This window comes from Erythrobacter sp. NE805 (assembly GCF_046452355.1).
Classification (GTDB): Bacteria; Pseudomonadota; Alphaproteobacteria; order Sphingomonadales; family Sphingomonadaceae; genus Erythrobacter.
The window spans coordinates 360,907-376,678 of sequence record NZ_JBKFDI010000003.1; the positions used below are offsets into that span (position 1 = coordinate 360,907).

Sequence of the window (15,772 nt, forward strand, 5' to 3'; positions counted from 1 at the left end):
CCGCCGCATCGCGCCTATCGACGGATTAGCAGGCGCTTGAGCGAACCGCGCGCTTTTCGCCATAGGCCTCGACCGGCACGAGAATGAGGTCCGCGTCCCCTTCCCGGCGATAGGTGAGTTCACCAGACCGGGCACCGGGCGCCCCCTGAGCCATAAGCGGCGGTCCGGCGGGCGCGCTGGCGGCGGCGTCATGCAGGAAAAAGCCGGGCGAGATTTCGAAGCGACCCATTGCCTTGTCGCGCCACGGGCCGATGGCTGCCGATTGAACATCACCCTTGATGAGAAGCGCAATCCTGCCCGGTTCCACCCTCATCAGCCAAGTGCCGTCCTCGAGGGCATAGCACCCGACGGGAGGTATCGCCGACACGTCCGAACATCCTGACAGCATGAGGGCCGCGACCAGAACCGCGAAGAACCCCCGCCTGCTCAGCGCAAGCTCGCCTTCTTGCTGGCGAGATCGACCACGTCGCCCTGCGCAAGGTCCGCGCCGCGAGTCGCGATGCTGCCGTCGGCGCGCTTGCCGAGGTCGGCGGGGCGGGTCAGCCACAGGTCCTGGTGCCCGAGAATCCGCCCGTCATGGGCGAGGATCGAGACCGGGCCGATCGGCAGGCGATCCCGCTCGTCGACCAGCACGGGGTCCTCGACGACCCGCTCGACGGCGTATTTCTGACCCCACTGCCGCAGCGCGAGCATCGCCGGGAGCAGGTCGAACCCCTTGTCGGTCAGGCGATACTCGATCTTGCGGCGGTCGTCGGCGCAGGGCTCGCGCTTGAGGATGCCGTGCTCGACCAGCTTGGCGAGGCGATTGGAGAGGATGTTGCGGGCGATCCCGAGCTCGCTCAGAAATTCCTCGAAGTGCTTGAGACCATTGAAGCTCGCGCGCAGGATCATGAAGGACCAGCGCTCCCCCATCACCTCGAGCGCCTGCGGCAAGCCGCATTCGATCAGTTCGCGCAGCGGTTCTCTCAGCTCACCCATAGGTCTCGTGTCCCTTCCCCTTCCGGGGCTGTGTGTAACCACTTTTTGGGCGGCTCACAAAAAAATTCAGTTTTCAGTTGCAACCCGCAACCTAAGGGCTTAGGTGGCGAATAGCAACCGGTTTCGAATCGAAATGTTGCGCTGCGAAAACACGGTGAAAGAGACCCGGGGGCAACGGCTCCCGAACAAAAGGCAAAGGATACCCCGATGATGACCAACACCCTCTCCCTCCCCCGCACCGGCAAGCTGGCCATCCTCGCCTCGGCGCTGGTCTACACGGGCGCCATGCTTGGCGTCGCCACCGGCGCCGCGCCGGTCGAAGCGGCCGGCGCGCCCTTCTACACCGCCAAGCTCGCCGCCCCCGCGAGCGACGTGCGCGCGGTCGCCGATGGCGTCGCCTGGGCCTGCAAGGACGAGACCTGCGTCGCCAACAAGACCTCGGCCCGCCCGCTGCGCGTGTGCCGCGGCCTCAACCGCAAGTTCGGCGAAGTGGCCGAGTTCAAGGTCAACGGCGAGCTGCTCGCCGCCGACGAACTGGCCAAGTGCAACGGCTGATCGCCGCCTGACACCGGTCCCTCTCCGTCCGGCCATCCCCCTCTCCACCGGACGGAGCTCCACGAACCCCCGGCCCGCGCCATCCCCAGAGCGCGGCCGGGGGATTTTTTGTGCGGGATGCAAGGGGAGAAGGATCGCCACGCTCACCGGACGGGCGAGCGGAAGGGCAGCTCGCTACAGCAGCCCCGCTTCCACCAGCTGCGCCTCGAGGCGCTTCGCATCGGTGAAGAGGTGCGCGTCCCAGCCACGCGCCCGGGCCGCGGCGATGTTGGCGGGGTTGTCGTCGGTGAAGAACAGCGCCGCGCCGCTGCGGCCGCTGCGCTGCTCGACGATCTCGTAGATCCGCGCATCGGGCTTGGCAACCTTCTCCACACCCGAGACGACGATATCCTCGAACAGGTCGAAGATCGGCTCGGTCGGGCGGAAGGCGGCGAAGAACTCGTCGCCGAAGTTGGTGAGGCAGAAGAGCGGCACGCCGCGGGCCGCGAGCCGTTCGACCAGCGCGTGCGTGCCCGCGACCGGGCCGGGGATCGTCTCGTTGAAGCGTTCCGCATAGGCGCGGATGTGGCTTTCGTATTGCGGGAAGAGCGCGATCCGCTCGGGCACCATGTCGGCGAGCGCGCGCCCCCGGTCATGCTCGAAATGCCACTCCTCGGTGACCACGTTGGCAAGGAACCAGTCGAGCTCCTCGCGGTCCGCGATCAGTTTCTCGAAGAGGGCGCCGAGCTGCCACTCGAACAGCACCCGCCCGATATCGAACACCACGGCCTTGCGCATCGAACTCCCCAAAAGCCTGCGGCCCGCGCTCCGGTGAGGAGGCGGGCCGCGAATTCCTCAGCCGCCCCGCGGGCAGCCGCGCCGGCTTAGCCCTGGCGGGCCTTGAAGCGACGATCGGTCTTGTTGATCACGTAGGTGCGGCCGCGACGACGGATCACGCGGTTGTCGCGGTGACGGCCCTTCAGCGACTTCAGGCTGTTGACGATCTTCATGGCTGTTTTCCAAATGCAAAGCGCGCCGGATCGGTCCGACGCGCGGAAATTCGAAGGGGGCCGATAGCCGCGCCGCGCCCCGGCGTCAATGCGAGTCTGTCAGGCCGGGGCCCTGAGATCGGTCAGTTTGCGCTCCCAGGCGAGCGCATGGGCGATGATCGTGTCGAGATCGGCGTTCCGCGGCTCCCAGCCGAGCGTCGCCTTGAGGCGCGAGGGGTCCGAGATCAGCGAATCGGGATCGCCCGCGCGGCGCCCCTCGATACGGCGGTCGAGCTTGCGATTCGTCACCCGGTCGACCGCGTCGAGCACCTCGTTGACCGAGAAGCCGCGCCCGTAGCCGCAGTTCATGGTCAGCGAGCGCGCGGGCTCGCCGATCAGCGCCTCGAGGGTCAGCACGTGGGCGGCGGCGAGGTCGCTGACGTGGATGTAGTCGCGCACCCCGGTGCCGTCGGGGGTGGCGTAATCGGTCCCGAATACGCTCACCGATTCGCGCTTACCGAGCGCCGCCTCGATCGCGACCTTGATGAGGTGCGTCGCCCCGGCGGTCGATTGCCCGCTGCGCGCCTGCGGATCGGCGCCCGCGACGTTGAAATAGCGCAGCACGCCGTAGTTCATCGGATGGGCGGCGGCGACGTCGGCGAGCATCTGCTCGGTCATCAGCTTCGACCAGCCGTAGGGGTTGATCGGGCGCTGCGGGGTGTCCTCGGACACCGCGCTCACCTCGGGGATGCCATAGGTCGCCGCGGTCGAGGAAAAGATGAAGTGCGGCACGCCCGCCTCGACCGCCGCCGCGATCAGCGCGCGGCTCTTGGCGGTGTTGTTGTGGTAGTACTTGAGCGGGTCCGCGACGCTCTCGGGCACCACGATCGATCCGGCAAAGTGCATGATCGCGCCCGTCCCCTGATCGGCGAAGATCCGCGCGAGCAGGCCCGCATCCTCGATATCGCCCTCGTAAAGCGGCACGCCCTCAGGGATAGCGAAGCGAAATCCGGTGGTGAGGTTGTCGATCACCGCGACCGGCCAGCCGGCGTCCTTCAGCGCGAGGACCGCGTGGCTGCCGATATAGCCGGCACCGCCGGTGACGAGGACGGAGGGTTTGCTTTGCTTTGTCATGGTGCGTGCCCCTAGCACGAAATGCGCTGAAAGAATCTCAACCTGGAGCAGACAAACGAAGCCTGTGCACCGAACATCGCGGGGCCTATGATGCCGCCCCCACCACAGGAGCCCGCCCCCATGCCGCGCCTTCCGTTCTTCACCGCCGCGCTCGCCGCCGCCCTCGCGCTGTCCGCCTGCGCGACCTCGCCCTACACGGGCCCGGTCGAGGTCACGCGCTTCGTCGCTCCCCCTGCCGAGCGCGCGGGGCTGGGCAGCGGCACCATCGCGATCGCCTTTCCCGACGGGCCCGAGAACCAGAACGCCCGCCGCGCCTTCGCCGCCGCGGTCGGCGCCGAGCTGACGCGGCTCGGGTATACCGTCGTGCCCGAAGGCGCCCCTGCCGATCAGACCGCCGCGGTTCGCACCACCCGCAACGCCATCGCTGCCGCCCCGCGCGAGCGGCAGGGGCCGGTCAGCGTCGGGGTCGGCGGCGGGACCGGCAGCTTCGGCTCGGGCGTCGGGCTCGGGGTGGGCATCAACCTCGGCGGGGGCAGCGAGGGGCCGAGCGCGATGACCGATCTTGCGGTGCGCATCACCCGCGCGGGCGGGGCGACGCTGTGGGAGGGCCGCTCGCAGATCGAGACCGGGGTGAAGAGCCCCTATTCGCAGGTGGACACCAGCGCCCGCGCCCTCGCGGCGGCCTTGTTCCGCGACTTTCCCGGTGGCAATGGCGAGACCGTGACGATCCCCGTCAGGAAGCTGCAAGGGACCAAATGAGCGCGCTTTTCATCGATGCCGGCTTCGACAGCGGCAATATCGAGGTGCTGGGGATCGAGGGGCGGACGGCGCGCCTCGCGATCCGCCGCGACAGGGAATCCGAGTTCTTCCAGTGGTTCCACTTCCGGGTGAGCGCGCCGGCCGGCGAGGAGGTCGTGCTGAGGCTCACCGGGCTCAACGCCAGCGCCTATCCCGGCGGCTGGCCGGGCTATGACGCCTGCGTCTCCGAAGACCGCGCCTACTGGACGCGCGCCGCCTCCACCTTCGACAGGGACGAGGAGGGCGGCACGCTGACGATCCGCTACCTGCCGGCGGGCGGGGTGTTCTGGGTCGCCTATTTCGCGCCCTACTCGATGGAGCGCCACCACGACCTCGTCGCCGAGGCGGCCTCGTCCGAGGGCGTCGATTACGTGCGGCTCGGCACCACCCTCGACGGCCAGCCGATCGACTGCCTCGAAATGGGCGAGGGGCCGACGCAGGTGTGGCTCTATGCCCGCCAGCACCCGGGCGAGACGCAGGCCGAGTGGTGGATGGAGGGCGCTCTCGAATGCCTTACCGACCCCGCCGATCCGGTGGCGCGGATGCTGCGCAAGAAGTGCCGCCTCCACATCGTGCCCAACTGCAACCCCGATGGTTCGCGCCGCGGGCACCTCAGAACCAATGCGGTTGGCACGAATCTCAACCGCGAATGGGCCGAGCCGAGCCCCGAGCGCTCGCCCGAGGTGCTCGCGATCCGGAACCGGATGGACGCAACCGGCGTCGACTTCGCGATGGACGTCCACGCCGACGAGGCGATCCCGGCGGTGTTCCTCGCCGGCTTCGAGGGCATCCCCTCGTGGACCGAGGCGCAGGGCGAGGGTTTCTACCGCTACCAGCGCATCCTCGACCGCCGCACGCCCGACTTCCAGACGAAGCTCGGCTATCCCAAGGCGCCTGCGGGCAAGGCCAACCTGGCGATGAGCACAAACCAGCTCGCCGAGCGCTTCGGCGCGGTCGCGATGACGCTCGAGATGCCCTACAAGGACCTCGCCGACTTCCCCGAGCCGGAACAGGGCTGGTCGCCGGAACGCTGCAAGCTGCTCGGCCGCGAATGCCTCGCCGCGCTGGTGGAATGGCTGGAGGGGCGGGACGCCTAAGCCTCGCTCGCCCTTCGTGTCGAGCGCAGTCGAGACACCCCGAGCGAGCCTGTCGACTTCGCTCGAGGCGAACGGATCAGGCGAGGTGCCCCGGCCCGAAGGCGTGCGGCAGCAAGGCCGACAGCTTGACCCGCCGCACCTCGTCCTTCCCGACGCACAGCACCAGCGGGTCCGTGCCGCCGAGCGCGGCGACCTCGTTCAGCACCTGGCGACACCGCCCGCAGGGGGTGATCGGCGCAGCGTCCGCCTTGAGCCCGACCACGGCGACCGCCGCGAGTCCCCCGCGCCGCCCCTCGCCCAGCGCCTTGGCGACGGCAACGGTCTCGGCACACAGGGCAAGGCCGTAGCTCGCGTTCTCGACATTGCACCCCGTCACGACCGCGCCGTCACCGAACAGCAGCGCGGCACCCACGGGGTAGTCGGAATAGGGCGCATAAGCGTGTTCGGCCGCGGCGAAGGCGGCGGCGATGAGGGCCTGTTCCTGTTCGCCCGCAAGGTTCATTTCTGCACCACCACCCATTCGACCGGCTCCGCGCTCGCCTCGGTGACGCGCGCGCCGTTGGCGCTCCATAGCAGCCAAGGGCGGCCTGCATAGTCGGGCCGCGCGCGGTCGCGGGACAGCCACAGGTCGCGCACGAGCGTGGTCGCGGTGTTGTGCCGCTCCTGGAAGCCGCGCGAGAGCTTGAGGATCACCGGCTTGCCCGCGTGCGTCTCGACCTGGTTGATGAGCGTCATCAGCTCGCTCTCGACCGCGGCATCGCTGACCTTGGGCGCGCAGCCGTCGGCGAGCGCGGCCAGGCCGATCGCCGGGGGCAGCAGGTCGGGATCGCGCGGGACCATCTGCGCGAACATGCCCGACTGCGCGTCGGCGCCGGTGCAGGGGTCGAATTCGAGCACCACCCCGACCCTGAGCCCCGCCGCCCGCGCCCGCACGAATCGGTCGGCGAAGCCCCCGGGCGCCTCGGCCCCGGCATCGCCGAGCGCGAGCGGAAGATAGACGAACTGCGCGCCGACCGCCTTCAATGTCGCGAACCGCACCTCGCCGCCGCCCGCCGGGACGAAGGCGCCCTGCTCGGGATATTGCGCTGGATCGGGACGCCACGAGCGCATGTCCCACCACAGCCACGCCGCGAAGGCGAGGCCGAACAGCACGACGAGCGCCGTGAGCCGCAACAGCCAGCGCCGCGGTGCCCCGCGCGACTTGGCGCGCGCGCGCGCCCTGCCCCCCTTTGCCATGCCCTCGGTGCCCCTCAGCCCTTGATGTGCAGCACGCAGATCAGCGTGAACAGCCGCCTTGCCGTGGCGAAATCGGTCTCGACCTTGCCCTCGAGCCGCTCGAGCAGCAGCTCGGCGGCATTGTTGTGGATGCCGCGGCGGGCCATGTCGATGGTCTCGATCTCGGCCGGCGTCGCCTTGCGGATCGCCTGGTAGTAGCTGTCGCAGATCGCGAAATACTCGCGGATCGGGCGGCGGAAGCGCGCCATGCCGATCAGCAGCGTCTCGAGCAGCTGCTCGCCGGTATCCCTGATGTCCATCGCCAGCCGCCCGTCGGTGACCGAGAGGTGGAGGTGGTAGGGCCCCGGCGCCCCGCGCTCGGCCGAGCGCAGCGGCTTGAAGGTGTTTTCCTCGATCAGGTCGTAGATCGCGACCCGCCGCTCCTGCTCGACGTCGGCATTGCGCCACAGGATCGTCGCCTCGTCGAGGGTGATGTGGGCAATGCGGTGCGCCCCCGCGGCGCCGGGCGCAGGGGAAAGCGGCAGGGAATCGGACGGCGGCTGGGCCATGCGCCCTGCCTTCGCAGATCGGGGGCACGCACTTCAAGCACTTCGATGCGCCGCGGCACGCGCTCTCCCCACTATCCACAGCGCGCGAAAAAAATATACCGGTGCTGCGCCCTTGCCCCGCCGGGGCCGCGCGCGCATCACGCAGCCCATGGCCGAACCCGAGAAAGTGACCCCGATCAAGCCGCCAGCCGGAGAACCCGAGCTCGCGGTGCGCAAGCTGCCCGCCAATCTCGAGGCGGAGGCGGCGTTCCTCGGCGCGGTGCTGATCGACAACCGGGTGATCGAGGAGTTGCAGGTCCCGATCCGCCCCGAGCATTTCTTCGAGCCCCTCCACGCGCGCATCTACGAGCGGGTGCTGACCCTTATCGAGCGCAACGCGACCGCCTCGCCGGTGACGCTGCGACCCTTCTTCGAGGCCGACGAAGCATTGAAGGAGCTGGGCGGCACCTCCTACCTCGCACAGCTCACCGCGAGCGGCGCGGGCCTCCTCGTGCCGCGCGAGCTCGCCCAGCAGATCTACGACCTCGCCCTGCTGCGCGAGCTAGTGAGCGTCGGGCGCGGGCTCGTCGAAGGCGCGCTCGACACCTCGGAAGACACCTCGCCGATGGAGCGCATCGCGCAGGCCGAGGCGGACCTCTTCAAGGTCGCCGAGGGCGCATCGACGGGCCGCGAGGCGGCGACCTTCCGCGAAGCCGCGATGACGGCGATCAAGATGGCCGAGGCCGCGATGAATTCGGGCGGCGGCCTGTCGGGCAAGACCACCGGCCTTGCCACCATCGACCAGAAGACGAGCGGCCTCCACAATTCCGACCTCGTGATCCTCGCCGGGCGCCCGGGCATGGGCAAGACCTCGCTCGCCACCAACATCGCCTTCAACTGCGCCGAGGCGCACCTCACCTGGCAGCGCGAGGGCGGCGAGTTCAACTACGGCGCGCCGGTCGCCTTCTTCAGCCTCGAAATGAGCTCCGACCAGCTCGCGACGCGCATCCTCGCCGAGCAGGCCGAGATCTCCTCGGAGAACCTGCGCAGCGGCAAGCTGACCCGCGAGGACTTCCAGAAGCTCTCCTACGCGAGCCAGCGCCTCGCCGAGCTGCCGCTCTACATCGACGACACCCCGGCGCTGACCATCGCCGCACTGCGCACCCGCGCGCGGCGGATGAAGCGGCGGCACGACATCGGGCTCATCATCGTCGACTACCTCCAGCTCCTCCAAGGCTCGGGGCGCGGCAACGACAACCGCGTCAACGAGATCTCGGAGATCAGCCGCGGGTTGAAGACGCTCGCAAAGGAATTGCAGGTCCCGGTGATCGCCCTGTCGCAGCTCAGCCGCGCGGTCGAGAGCCGCGAGGACAAGCGACCCCAGCTCTCCGACCTTCGCGAATCCGGCTCGATCGAGCAGGACGCGGACATGGTGTGGTTCATCTTCCGCGGCGACTACTACCATCTGCTGGTCAAGCCCGACACGCCAGACGCCTCCTCGACGCCCGACGTGCAGGAGAAATACCGCCAGTGGGAAGAGAAGTTCGAAGGCCTCGTCGGCCGCGCGACGCTGATCGTGGCAAAACAGCGCCACGGCTCGACCGGCAACGTGCCGCTCCACTTCCAGAGCGACATCACCAAGTTCACCTCGCCCAACTTCAAGGACTACTCGGACTACGGCTACGAGTAGCGGGCGGCGGGTTTCGGGGTACTACGCTCGGGCCGCGAATGACCGAAGCTGGGTGGTAAGGCGAAAGGCGGATCATTAGTGCCCGATCGCTCCCTAGCGATCCGGTCTATGGCGCGACAACCCAAGAATACATCGATGGGCGTGTCGAAAGAAGCTGACGACGGAGCCGTTGGGCGCGCGCCCAGAGCGCTGGCCCGACTGAATGGTTCTCGCACTCATGACAACCGTGCGGACTGACCTCGGTCAACAATCCATGCTGATGCGCGAGCGCCAAACAGCATCATCCTTATGTACCGCGCATGCTGAAGAGGTGAATGGGATGCACGTCGATACGGTCTTTGTCAGCGTCAACGCCGATGACTTCGGGGCTCAATCTCGGTGGTGGAGCCTTCTTCTCGACCGATCATGGGATCAGGAACCGAGGCCGAGTTGCCACGAATGGAAGCTAAGCGACAGCGTCCTCTTTCAGGTTCTCGACAATCCTCCGGGCCCACGGACGACTGTCACCCTGCGAGTGGCTGATCTCGACGTCGAACTGGCGAGGCTGAGGGCGCAGGGTGTGAGTGTTGCTGACCCGTCGAAGGTCGAAAGCTTCCAGACACTTCGTTACGTTCAGTTTGTCGACCCCGAAGGCAATACGGTCGGTCTGCTTGACGGCCGATAGACAGACTAGGGAGGGAATTCCGGTGAGCGCAGACGACGAAATCAGACGCGTGCTCGATAGCAGGCGCGCAGCGATATCTGCGAAAGCGGCTGATGCGAGTATCGAGAACCTCGCCGAGGATGTGGTCTTGTTCGATCTGGCACCGCCACTGGCTCAGTCTTCGACCGATGCGAGAGATCCGGCGCAGGCGCAGAAGTGGTTCGACACTTGGGACGGGCCGATAGCGATTGAAATCAACGATCTTGTGGTGAGGGCGGAGGGTGATACCGCTTTCGCATTCGGGCTGCTGCACATGTCCGGCAACAGGACAGACGGCAGTCAAAGCGACTTCTGGTGCCGGACAACCGTGTGTCTGGAACGGCGAGCCGGCAAGTGGCGCATCGTGCATGAACATAACGGCTTTCCGATGCTGATGGACGGCAGCGGCAAGGCGGCTTCCGATCTGCGACCCGAAACATCCATTGATTAGGCGGGCCTCGCCAAGACCGCAGAAACAGGTATGAAGCTGAACGGAACCTCCATCGCCTTGGGCACGGCAATCGGTGTCGTCATCGGACTTCTGATGGACAACGTCATCGCAGGTATCGGCATCGGGATCGCCATAGCGATTGCACTGACGCTTCCGCGCGCAAGGAGCAGGAAACGAAGAACATCCGAGGGATGAGGGCAGATAGCCTACTGCCGCGGGCACTTCTCGGGCGGCAGCTCCTGCAAATGGTGGATATCAGTCGACTTGCCTGCGATACCTGCGCGACCTTTGCGAACGCAGGCTTCAACGTGGTCTATCAGGATGTAATTCTCAGCAAGCACTTGGAAGTTGTCGTCGCGCGACTCGCTCGCTTTGACCCCTTGGTGGTCGTTCTCGATCCCAGCTTCGCCGAGATCGCAAAGCGCGATGCCTCGCGTCAGAAAACAGCATATGGCGGCTCGTGGACACCCGCTAGCCTCGGCGCTGCATTGCGCGAGACACCGCCACTGGGTCATTGGATCGACACATCGTCGATGACGGTGTCCGATACCGCAGAGTCGATCCTGATCCGATGGGGGGCCTTGCAGACGCAGGCTCGCAAATGACTGATCGTGAACCTGATGCATTACATCAGCTAAGCCGCAGAAGTGTCCGCTTCGGGGTCGATAACGGAACGGCAGCTTTCGGCCGCCAGCCAGCGATAACCGCCGTTTCCTACACCCTCCGCCACCCGCTGCCCCCGCGTCGCGGCCTTGGCCTGATAAAGCGCGCGGTCCGCGTGGTGGCGAGCAGCACGACGTACATGACCGGGGTCTGCGTCTCGACCCGGCGCGCGCGCAGCAGAGTGAACTCGTCCCGGATCGCCTCCGGAAATGGGGGCATCACGGGCGCGCGCAATTTGTGGATCATCCCCGCATCCCGCCATGCCTGGGGAGAGGCCGCAAGGTCCGCGTTAACGATATTCGGCGCGCGCGGCTAACGGGTTAAGCGGTGCCCGTCTTGCTGATGCGGTAATCGGCAAGGCTCAGCCAATAGGCGATCCGCCAGCGCAGCCGGGCGAGCGGGGTGCTGTGCTTGGCATACCACGAGGGGGTGATCGCATCGCTCGATCCCTCGAGGTGGTCGATCATCTCACGCAGTTTCGCCGCGAGCCCCGCGTCCTCGACCCGCACCATCAGCTCGACATTGATCCGGAACGAGCGCTTGTCGAGGTTGGCGCTGCCGAAGTAGCTGTTGTCGTCGACCACCAGCAGCTTCATGTGGAGCTTGCAGATGGCGAATTCGTAAAGCTTGACCCGCGCGCGCAGGAGCTGCCCGTAGACGAGCCGGGCCATCGATATCGAGGCGGCGATGTCGGACTTGCCGGCCATGATCATCCGCGCCTGCCCCCGCTCGCCGACCCGCGCGATCAGGCGGCGGAAGCTGCGCGGCGGGGAGAAATACGCCGAGACCGTGTCGAGGCGCCGCGCACCGACCAGGTCCTTGCGCAGCACCCAGGCCCAGTGGCCCTTCCTCACCAGCGGCCCGCCGACCAGCAGGCGCACCGGTCCGTCGCCCCCGTCCCAGTCCTTGACGATGTCGCGCAGCCGCCGGAGCTGGGGCGTGTGCCCCTCGGCCTCGTTGACGACCCAGCTCTTGAGCAGGCCGAACCAGCGGGTGAACTGCTCGACCACCGGGCCCTCGACCAGCACCGAGAGGTCGCACCAGCCGTTCTCGGCGGGGACCGCGAAGTAGTGGTCGGAGATGTTGGCGCCCCCGGTCATCACCCGGGCCTCGTCGACGATGGCGAGCTTCTGGTGGTTGCGCACCAGGTAGCGGGTGCCCCACTTGGGCGAGAAGATCGCGAAGTGCCCGCCCGCCTCGACGAGCGGCTGGAAGAAGGCCGCGCCGGCTTCGTTGCCGAAGGCGTCGACGATGAGGTCGACCATCACCCCGCGCCGCGCCGCGCGCACCAGCGCGTCGCGCACCATCGTCCCCGAGACGTCGCCGGCGAAGAGGTAGTAGAACAGCTTCAGCGACACCCGCGCGCTGTCGATCTGCGTGAGCAGCGCCTTCAGCCGGTCCTGCCCGTGCGGGTAGAAGGTGAAGTCGTGCCCTGCCGCCGCGACATGAAAGGGGTTGAGGTCGCAATAGTCCGGTGCCTCGTCCGCGGCAGGGGGCTGTTCGGGAGCGGTGGCCATGGACCGCAGCCTCAGCACAGCCGGGCGCTGCCCGACAGCGCCAAGCGGCGAGTGGTGCAGCGGATGCGGGCGGGTTGACCTCTTTGCCTACTCGGCAGATAGACAATCCATGCTCTCGCAGAAAACCCGCTACGCCATCCGCGCCATGCAGCACCTTGCCGACCACTACGGCGAGGGGCCGGTGCAGCTCGCCGCGATCGCCGAGGCGCAGAAGATCCCGGCGAAGTTCCTGACCGTGATCCTCTCCGAGCTGACCCGCTCGGGCCTCGTCGAATCGCAGCGCGGCCGCGACGGGGGCTACTGGCTCGCGATCCCGCCGCTCGACATCACCTATGGCGACCTCATCCGCCATATGCGCGGCAGCCTCGCGCTGGTGCCCTGCGCGAGCCGCTATGCCCACGAGAAGTGCCAGAACTGCGTCGCCGAGGGCGAATGCCGGACGCGGGCGCTGATGCTCGACGTGCGCGACCGGACCGCGCAGATCCTCGACGGGATTCGCCTTTCCGACCCGATCGAGCCGGTGCCGCCCTTCGCCGGCGACACCGCCTGAACGCGGCTCCCGCAAGGGCCTGAAGAGCGGCTGCCGCCGGGGCCTGAAGCTGAAGCAGGTCTGCTCCAAGCCGCATCCGTTCGGCGCACAAAGCTAACCTTTCGCCCCGAGACAGAATTTCTGCGTCGTCCTCCCTATTGTCAACCAGATCGCTTGAATTTAATTCCTGTCCCGTCGGCGCACTCCTGCGCAACGAAAGGGCTATCCATGGACCGCACCGAGAAAGCTTCGTCGCAGCGCGGTATCGTGCCCGAGGCGCTTGCCGTGGTCGACGAGGCGCTGTCGCGCCTGCGCTACGGCACCATCCAGCTTACCGTGCATGACGGCAAGGTCATGCAGATCGACGTTACCGAGAGGAAGCGGCTGACCGACTGAGGACAGCCCGCGAGACACATCCATCAACAGGGGAAGCGCAGACCGGACTGCCGGATGCATGCCCGCTTGCAAAGGCGAGACATCATGAAGACACATGCGATCCGCAGCGCCCTCCTGCTCGGCGCGGCATTCACCGGGCTGGCAGCCGTGCCGGCCCAGGCCCAGGACCAGGCCGCAGCGGCCACCGACCAGGCGACCGATTCCACTGCCAGCGAGGCCCAGGGCGGCAATGGCGGCGACATCATCGTCACCGCCCGCCGCCGTCTCGAGAGCGCGCAGGACATCCCGCTCGCCGTGACCGTGCTCGGCGGCCAGCAGCTTACCGAGACCGGGGCCTTCAACGTGGCGCGCCTCCAGCAGATCGCGCCGACGCTCCAGCTCTACTCCTCGAACCCCCGCAACACCTCGCTCAACATCCGCGGCCTCGGCGTGCCCTTCGGCCTCACCAGCGACGGCTTCGAGCAGGGCGTCGGGATCTACATCGACGACGTCTACTACTCGCGCGTCGCCGCGGCGACCTTCGACTTCCTCGACGTCGCGCAGGTCGAGGTGCTGCGCGGCCCGCAGGGCACGCTCTACGGCAAGAACACCACCGCGGGCGCGGTCAACATCAAGACCAACCAGCCGACCTTCGACTTCGAGGGCACTGCCGAGGTGTCCTTGGGCAACTACGAGTTCAAGCAGGCCCGCACCGCCGTCTCCGGCCCGCTCAGCGACACCGTGGCGGTGCGCGTCGCGGCCTCGCTCACCGACCGGCGGGGCACGATCCGCAACGTGCGCACCGGGCAGGACATCCAGAGCCTCGACAACCTCGGGCTGCGCGGCCAGGTGCTGTGGCAGCCGGCCGAGAACCTCCGGATCACGCTCGCGGGCGACTACAACAAGCAGGACGCCAATTGCTGCGGTTCGGTGTTCGTGCGTACCGTATCCACCCAGCGTCCGCTCAACCGCCAGTTCGCCGCGCTCGCCGCCGCGCTCAATTACGCGCCGCCGAGCACCAATGCCTTCGACCGCCTCAGCGACCTCGATTCGACGCTCAATGCCGGGAACGTGATCGCCGGGGTCTCGCTGCGCATCAACTGGGACGTGGGGCCCGGCACGCTCACCTCGGTGACCGCGTGGCGGCACTGGGACTGGAAGCCCGAGAACGACCGCGACTTCACCGGCCTTCCGATCGTCGCGCGCTCGCAGAACCCCTCGCAGCAGGACCAGTACACCCAGGAATTCCGCTACGCCTACACCAGCGAGGCGATCGACTTCGTGGTCGGCGCCTTCGCTTTCAACCAGCGGATCGACACGCAGGGCCTCGAATCCCAGGGCGCGGCCGCCAGCCGCTGGAACATCGCGCCGAGCAACGCGCTGTCGAACGATCCGAGCGTCCTCAACGGGCTGACCGCGCGCAACACGCAGTTCCTCAAGTCGACCAGCGCGGCGGTGTTCGGCCAGCTGAGCTGGAAGGTGACCGATGCCTTCACCATCCAGCCGGGCGTGCGCCTCAACTACGACAAGAAGGAAGGCTTCTACCAGCGCCGCGTCTTCACCGGCACCGGGACCGAGCTCACCGGCACCGAGACCGATGCCCGCAGCCGCGCGCAGCTCGCCATCTTCCAGCCGCAGCTCAGCGCGCCCGAGGACAGCGACTGGAACTTCACCTACGACCTGACGCTTAGCTACGAGCTGGCACCCGACGTGCTCGCCTATGCGACCTATGCGAAGAGCTTCAAGACCATCGGCATCAACCAGAACGGCCTGCCCACCGACGCCAACGGCGTGCCGATCGCGGCGGCCGGGGCGATCAAGCCCGAGAACGTCAATCACTACGAGATCGGCGTGAAGTCGCAGTTCTGGGACCGCAAGGCGACGCTCAACCTCGCCGCCTTCCGCACCGACATCCGCGATTACCAGGCGACCGTCACCAACGGCCAGTTCGGGGTGCTGCGCGGCTTCCTCGCCAATGCCGACAAGGTCCGCTCGCAGGGGATCGAGGCCGATTTCACGGTCCGCCCGAGCGAGCGCTTCAACGCCTATGTCAACGGCGCCTACACCGACGCCAAGTATGTCCGCTTCGTCGATGCGCCCTGCCCGCCCGAGCTGTCGGGGGGCACCACCGCGACCGCCGGTCAGACCCCCTCGGCGCCCGGCACACCCGGCGGGATCAGCCCGGCCAACTGCGACATCTCGGGCCAGCGGCTCGCGGGCGTGTCGAAGTGGGCCTTCTCCTTCGGCGCCGAGGCAAACGCCCCGGGCAGCCTGTTCGGCGAGGCGGGGCAGTTCTACCTCGGCTATGACGGCTCCTACCGGTCGGACTTCTCGTCCAACGCCTCGCCCTCGGCGGCGACGCTGGTCAAGGGCTACAGCCTGTCGAACTTCCGCGCCGGCTTCCGCAGCGACGACGGCCTCAACATCTTCGCCTGGGTGCGCAACGCCTTCGACGAAAACTACTTCGAACAGCTCTTCATCGCGCCCGGCAACACGGGCCTGATCGCGGGCCTCCCGGGCGACCCGCGCACCTGGGGCGGGACCGTGAGCATCGCGTTCTGATCCCCTTCAC

20 protein-coding genes are annotated in these 15,772 nt (G+C 67.5%); 11 read left to right on the forward strand and 9 right to left on the reverse strand.

Features of this window, described 5'->3' with window-relative positions:
* Positions 1-25: 25 nt before the first annotated feature.
* Positions 26-313, reverse strand: coding sequence for a hypothetical protein (locus ACLBKU_RS13285; protein WP_410180032.1), 288 nt, complete (start codon positions 311-313; stop codon positions 26-28).
* Between the two features lie 113 nt (positions 314-426).
* A complete protein-coding gene (locus tag ACLBKU_RS13290) occupies positions 427-978 on the reverse strand; it encodes a winged helix-turn-helix transcriptional regulator (RefSeq protein WP_410180033.1) in 552 nt (183 codons plus the stop codon).
* 207 nt (positions 979-1,185) lie between these two features.
* On the opposite strand from ACLBKU_RS13290, the gene ACLBKU_RS13295 reads away from it, so the two are divergent.
* Positions 1,186-1,533 (forward strand): CC_3452 family protein, encoded by a 348-nt coding sequence (locus tag ACLBKU_RS13295; RefSeq protein ID WP_410180034.1) that lies wholly within the window; start codon positions 1,186-1,188, stop codon positions 1,531-1,533.
* Positions 1,534-1,707: 174 nt separating this feature from the next.
* Here the strand turns inward: ACLBKU_RS13295 and ACLBKU_RS13300 are convergent, their stop codons facing one another.
* From ACLBKU_RS13300 to galE, 3 genes are all read right to left on the reverse strand, one after another.
* Positions 1,708-2,310: an HAD-IA family hydrolase gene (locus tag ACLBKU_RS13300; RefSeq protein ID WP_410180035.1), complete on the reverse strand. Its 603-nt coding sequence runs from the start codon at positions 2,308-2,310 to the stop codon at positions 1,708-1,710.
* Positions 2,311-2,396: 86 nt separating this feature from the next.
* Positions 2,397-2,522: a type B 50S ribosomal protein L36 gene (gene ykgO, locus ACLBKU_RS13305; RefSeq protein WP_017666014.1), complete on the reverse strand. Its 126-nt coding sequence runs from the start codon at positions 2,520-2,522 to the stop codon at positions 2,397-2,399.
* Between the two features lie 99 nt (positions 2,523-2,621).
* Positions 2,622-3,635: a UDP-glucose 4-epimerase GalE gene (galE, locus tag ACLBKU_RS13310; protein WP_410180036.1), complete on the reverse strand. Its 1,014-nt coding sequence runs from the start codon at positions 3,633-3,635 to the stop codon at positions 2,622-2,624.
* Between the two features lie 120 nt (positions 3,636-3,755).
* Here galE and ACLBKU_RS13315 point away from each other — a divergent pair, with 120 nt between their 5' ends.
* Complete coding sequence (locus ACLBKU_RS13315; RefSeq protein ID WP_410180037.1) at positions 3,756-4,394, forward strand: hypothetical protein; 639 nt, start codon at positions 3,756-3,758, stop codon at positions 4,392-4,394.
* Positions 4,391-5,530 (forward strand): M14-type cytosolic carboxypeptidase, encoded by a 1,140-nt coding sequence (locus ACLBKU_RS13320; RefSeq protein WP_410180038.1) that lies wholly within the window; start codon positions 4,391-4,393, stop codon positions 5,528-5,530. Before ACLBKU_RS13315 ends, ACLBKU_RS13320 begins: the two co-directional genes overlap by 4 nt.
* A 76-nt stretch (positions 5,531-5,606) precedes the next feature.
* Here ACLBKU_RS13320 and ACLBKU_RS13325 read toward each other — a convergent pair whose 3' ends face one another.
* From ACLBKU_RS13325 to ACLBKU_RS13335, 3 genes are read right to left on the reverse strand one after another with little or no spacing between them, the layout of a single operon-like run.
* Positions 5,607-6,032: a cytidine deaminase gene (locus ACLBKU_RS13325; RefSeq protein ID WP_410180184.1), complete on the reverse strand. Its 426-nt coding sequence runs from the start codon at positions 6,030-6,032 to the stop codon at positions 5,607-5,609.
* Entirely contained in the window at positions 6,029-6,766 is a 738-nt protein-coding gene (locus ACLBKU_RS13330; protein WP_410180039.1) for a glycoside hydrolase family 25 protein, read from the reverse strand. The genes ACLBKU_RS13325 and ACLBKU_RS13330 overlap by 4 nt, the downstream gene beginning before the upstream one ends.
* Positions 6,767-6,780: 14 nt before the next feature.
* Positions 6,781-7,314, reverse strand: a complete 534-nt coding sequence (locus ACLBKU_RS13335; RefSeq protein WP_410180040.1) for a UPF0262 family protein — start codon at positions 7,312-7,314, stop codon at positions 6,781-6,783.
* A gap of 148 nt (positions 7,315-7,462) precedes the next feature.
* Here ACLBKU_RS13335 and ACLBKU_RS13340 point away from each other — a divergent pair, with 148 nt between their 5' ends.
* The 5 genes from ACLBKU_RS13340 to ACLBKU_RS13360 all read left to right on the forward strand — a co-directional run bounded on the left by ACLBKU_RS13340 (position 7,463) and on the right by ACLBKU_RS13360 (position 10,721).
* Positions 7,463-8,983 (forward strand): replicative DNA helicase, encoded by a 1,521-nt coding sequence (locus tag ACLBKU_RS13340; protein WP_410180041.1) that lies wholly within the window; start codon positions 7,463-7,465, stop codon positions 8,981-8,983.
* A 253-nt stretch (positions 8,984-9,236) separates the two neighbouring features.
* On the forward strand, positions 9,237-9,647 hold the full coding sequence (locus ACLBKU_RS13345) for a VOC family protein (RefSeq protein WP_410180042.1): 411 nt from the start codon (positions 9,237-9,239) through the stop codon (positions 9,645-9,647).
* Between the two features lie 22 nt (positions 9,648-9,669).
* The gene (locus ACLBKU_RS13350) at positions 9,670-10,116 is read left to right on the forward strand and encodes a YybH family protein (RefSeq protein ID WP_410180043.1); all 447 of its coding nucleotides are present in this window, start codon (positions 9,670-9,672) and stop codon (positions 10,114-10,116) included.
* A gap of 30 nt (positions 10,117-10,146) precedes the next feature.
* Complete coding sequence (locus ACLBKU_RS13355) at positions 10,147-10,311, forward strand: hypothetical protein (RefSeq protein WP_410180044.1); 165 nt, start codon at positions 10,147-10,149, stop codon at positions 10,309-10,311.
* Between the two features lie 50 nt (positions 10,312-10,361).
* Entirely contained in the window at positions 10,362-10,721 is a 360-nt protein-coding gene (locus ACLBKU_RS13360; protein WP_410180045.1) for a hypothetical protein, read from the forward strand.
* Positions 10,722-11,099: 378 nt separating this feature from the next.
* Here the strand turns inward: ACLBKU_RS13360 and ACLBKU_RS13365 are convergent, their stop codons facing one another.
* Complete coding sequence (locus ACLBKU_RS13365) at positions 11,100-12,296, reverse strand: phospholipase D-like domain-containing protein (protein WP_410180046.1); 1,197 nt, start codon at positions 12,294-12,296, stop codon at positions 11,100-11,102.
* 109 nt (positions 12,297-12,405) lie between these two features.
* Here ACLBKU_RS13365 and ACLBKU_RS13370 point away from each other — a divergent pair, with 109 nt between their 5' ends.
* From ACLBKU_RS13370 to ACLBKU_RS13380, 3 genes are all read left to right on the forward strand, one after another.
* Complete coding sequence (locus ACLBKU_RS13370) at positions 12,406-12,846, forward strand: RrF2 family transcriptional regulator (RefSeq protein WP_410180047.1); 441 nt, start codon at positions 12,406-12,408, stop codon at positions 12,844-12,846.
* A 207-nt stretch (positions 12,847-13,053) separates the two neighbouring features.
* Positions 13,054-13,221 (forward strand): YezD family protein, encoded by a 168-nt coding sequence (locus ACLBKU_RS13375; RefSeq protein WP_410180048.1) that lies wholly within the window; start codon positions 13,054-13,056, stop codon positions 13,219-13,221.
* An 84-nt stretch (positions 13,222-13,305) separates the two neighbouring features.
* Positions 13,306-15,762, forward strand: coding sequence for a TonB-dependent receptor (locus ACLBKU_RS13380; protein ID WP_410180049.1), 2,457 nt, complete (start codon positions 13,306-13,308; stop codon positions 15,760-15,762).
* Positions 15,763-15,772: the final 10 nt, after the last annotated feature.

Excerpts from the sequence above, each read along its gene's own strand:
- ACLBKU_RS13285 (WP_410180032.1), bottom strand. The coding sequence starts at position 313 with ATGAGGGTGGAACCGGGCAGGATTGCGCTTCTCATCAAGGGTGATGTT.
- ACLBKU_RS13290 (WP_410180033.1), bottom strand. The coding sequence starts at position 978 with ATGGGTGAGCTGAGAGAACCGCTGCGCGAACTGATCGAATGCGGCTTG.
- ACLBKU_RS13295 (WP_410180034.1), top strand. The coding sequence starts at position 1,186 with ATGATGACCAACACCCTCTCCCTCCCCCGCACCGGCAAGCTGGCCATC.
- ACLBKU_RS13300 (WP_410180035.1), bottom strand. The coding sequence starts at position 2,310 with ATGCGCAAGGCCGTGGTGTTCGATATCGGGCGGGTGCTGTTCGAGTGG.
- ykgO (WP_017666014.1), bottom strand. The coding sequence starts at position 2,522 with ATGAAGATCGTCAACAGCCTGAAGTCGCTGAAGGGCCGTCACCGCGAC.
- galE (WP_410180036.1), bottom strand. The coding sequence starts at position 3,635 with ATGACAAAGCAAAGCAAACCCTCCGTCCTCGTCACCGGCGGTGCCGGC.
- ACLBKU_RS13315 (WP_410180037.1), top strand. The coding sequence starts at position 3,756 with ATGCCGCGCCTTCCGTTCTTCACCGCCGCGCTCGCCGCCGCCCTCGCG.
- ACLBKU_RS13320 (WP_410180038.1), top strand. The coding sequence starts at position 4,391 with ATGAGCGCGCTTTTCATCGATGCCGGCTTCGACAGCGGCAATATCGAG.
- ACLBKU_RS13325 (WP_410180184.1), bottom strand. The coding sequence starts at position 6,032 with ATGAACCTTGCGGGCGAACAGGAACAGGCCCTCATCGCCGCCGCCTTC.
- ACLBKU_RS13330 (WP_410180039.1), bottom strand. The coding sequence starts at position 6,766 with ATGGCAAAGGGGGGCAGGGCGCGCGCGCGCGCCAAGTCGCGCGGGGCA.
- ACLBKU_RS13335 (WP_410180040.1), bottom strand. The coding sequence starts at position 7,314 with ATGGCCCAGCCGCCGTCCGATTCCCTGCCGCTTTCCCCTGCGCCCGGC.
- ACLBKU_RS13340 (WP_410180041.1), top strand. The coding sequence starts at position 7,463 with ATGGCCGAACCCGAGAAAGTGACCCCGATCAAGCCGCCAGCCGGAGAA.
- ACLBKU_RS13345 (WP_410180042.1), top strand. The coding sequence starts at position 9,237 with ATGCTGATGCGCGAGCGCCAAACAGCATCATCCTTATGTACCGCGCAT.
- ACLBKU_RS13355 (WP_410180044.1), top strand. The coding sequence starts at position 10,147 with ATGAAGCTGAACGGAACCTCCATCGCCTTGGGCACGGCAATCGGTGTC.
- ACLBKU_RS13360 (WP_410180045.1), top strand. The coding sequence starts at position 10,362 with ATGGTGGATATCAGTCGACTTGCCTGCGATACCTGCGCGACCTTTGCG.
- ACLBKU_RS13365 (WP_410180046.1), bottom strand. The coding sequence starts at position 12,296 with ATGGCCACCGCTCCCGAACAGCCCCCTGCCGCGGACGAGGCACCGGAC.
- ACLBKU_RS13370 (WP_410180047.1), top strand. The coding sequence starts at position 12,406 with ATGCTCTCGCAGAAAACCCGCTACGCCATCCGCGCCATGCAGCACCTT.
- ACLBKU_RS13375 (WP_410180048.1), top strand. The coding sequence starts at position 13,054 with ATGGACCGCACCGAGAAAGCTTCGTCGCAGCGCGGTATCGTGCCCGAG.
- ACLBKU_RS13380 (WP_410180049.1), top strand. The coding sequence starts at position 13,306 with ATGAAGACACATGCGATCCGCAGCGCCCTCCTGCTCGGCGCGGCATTC.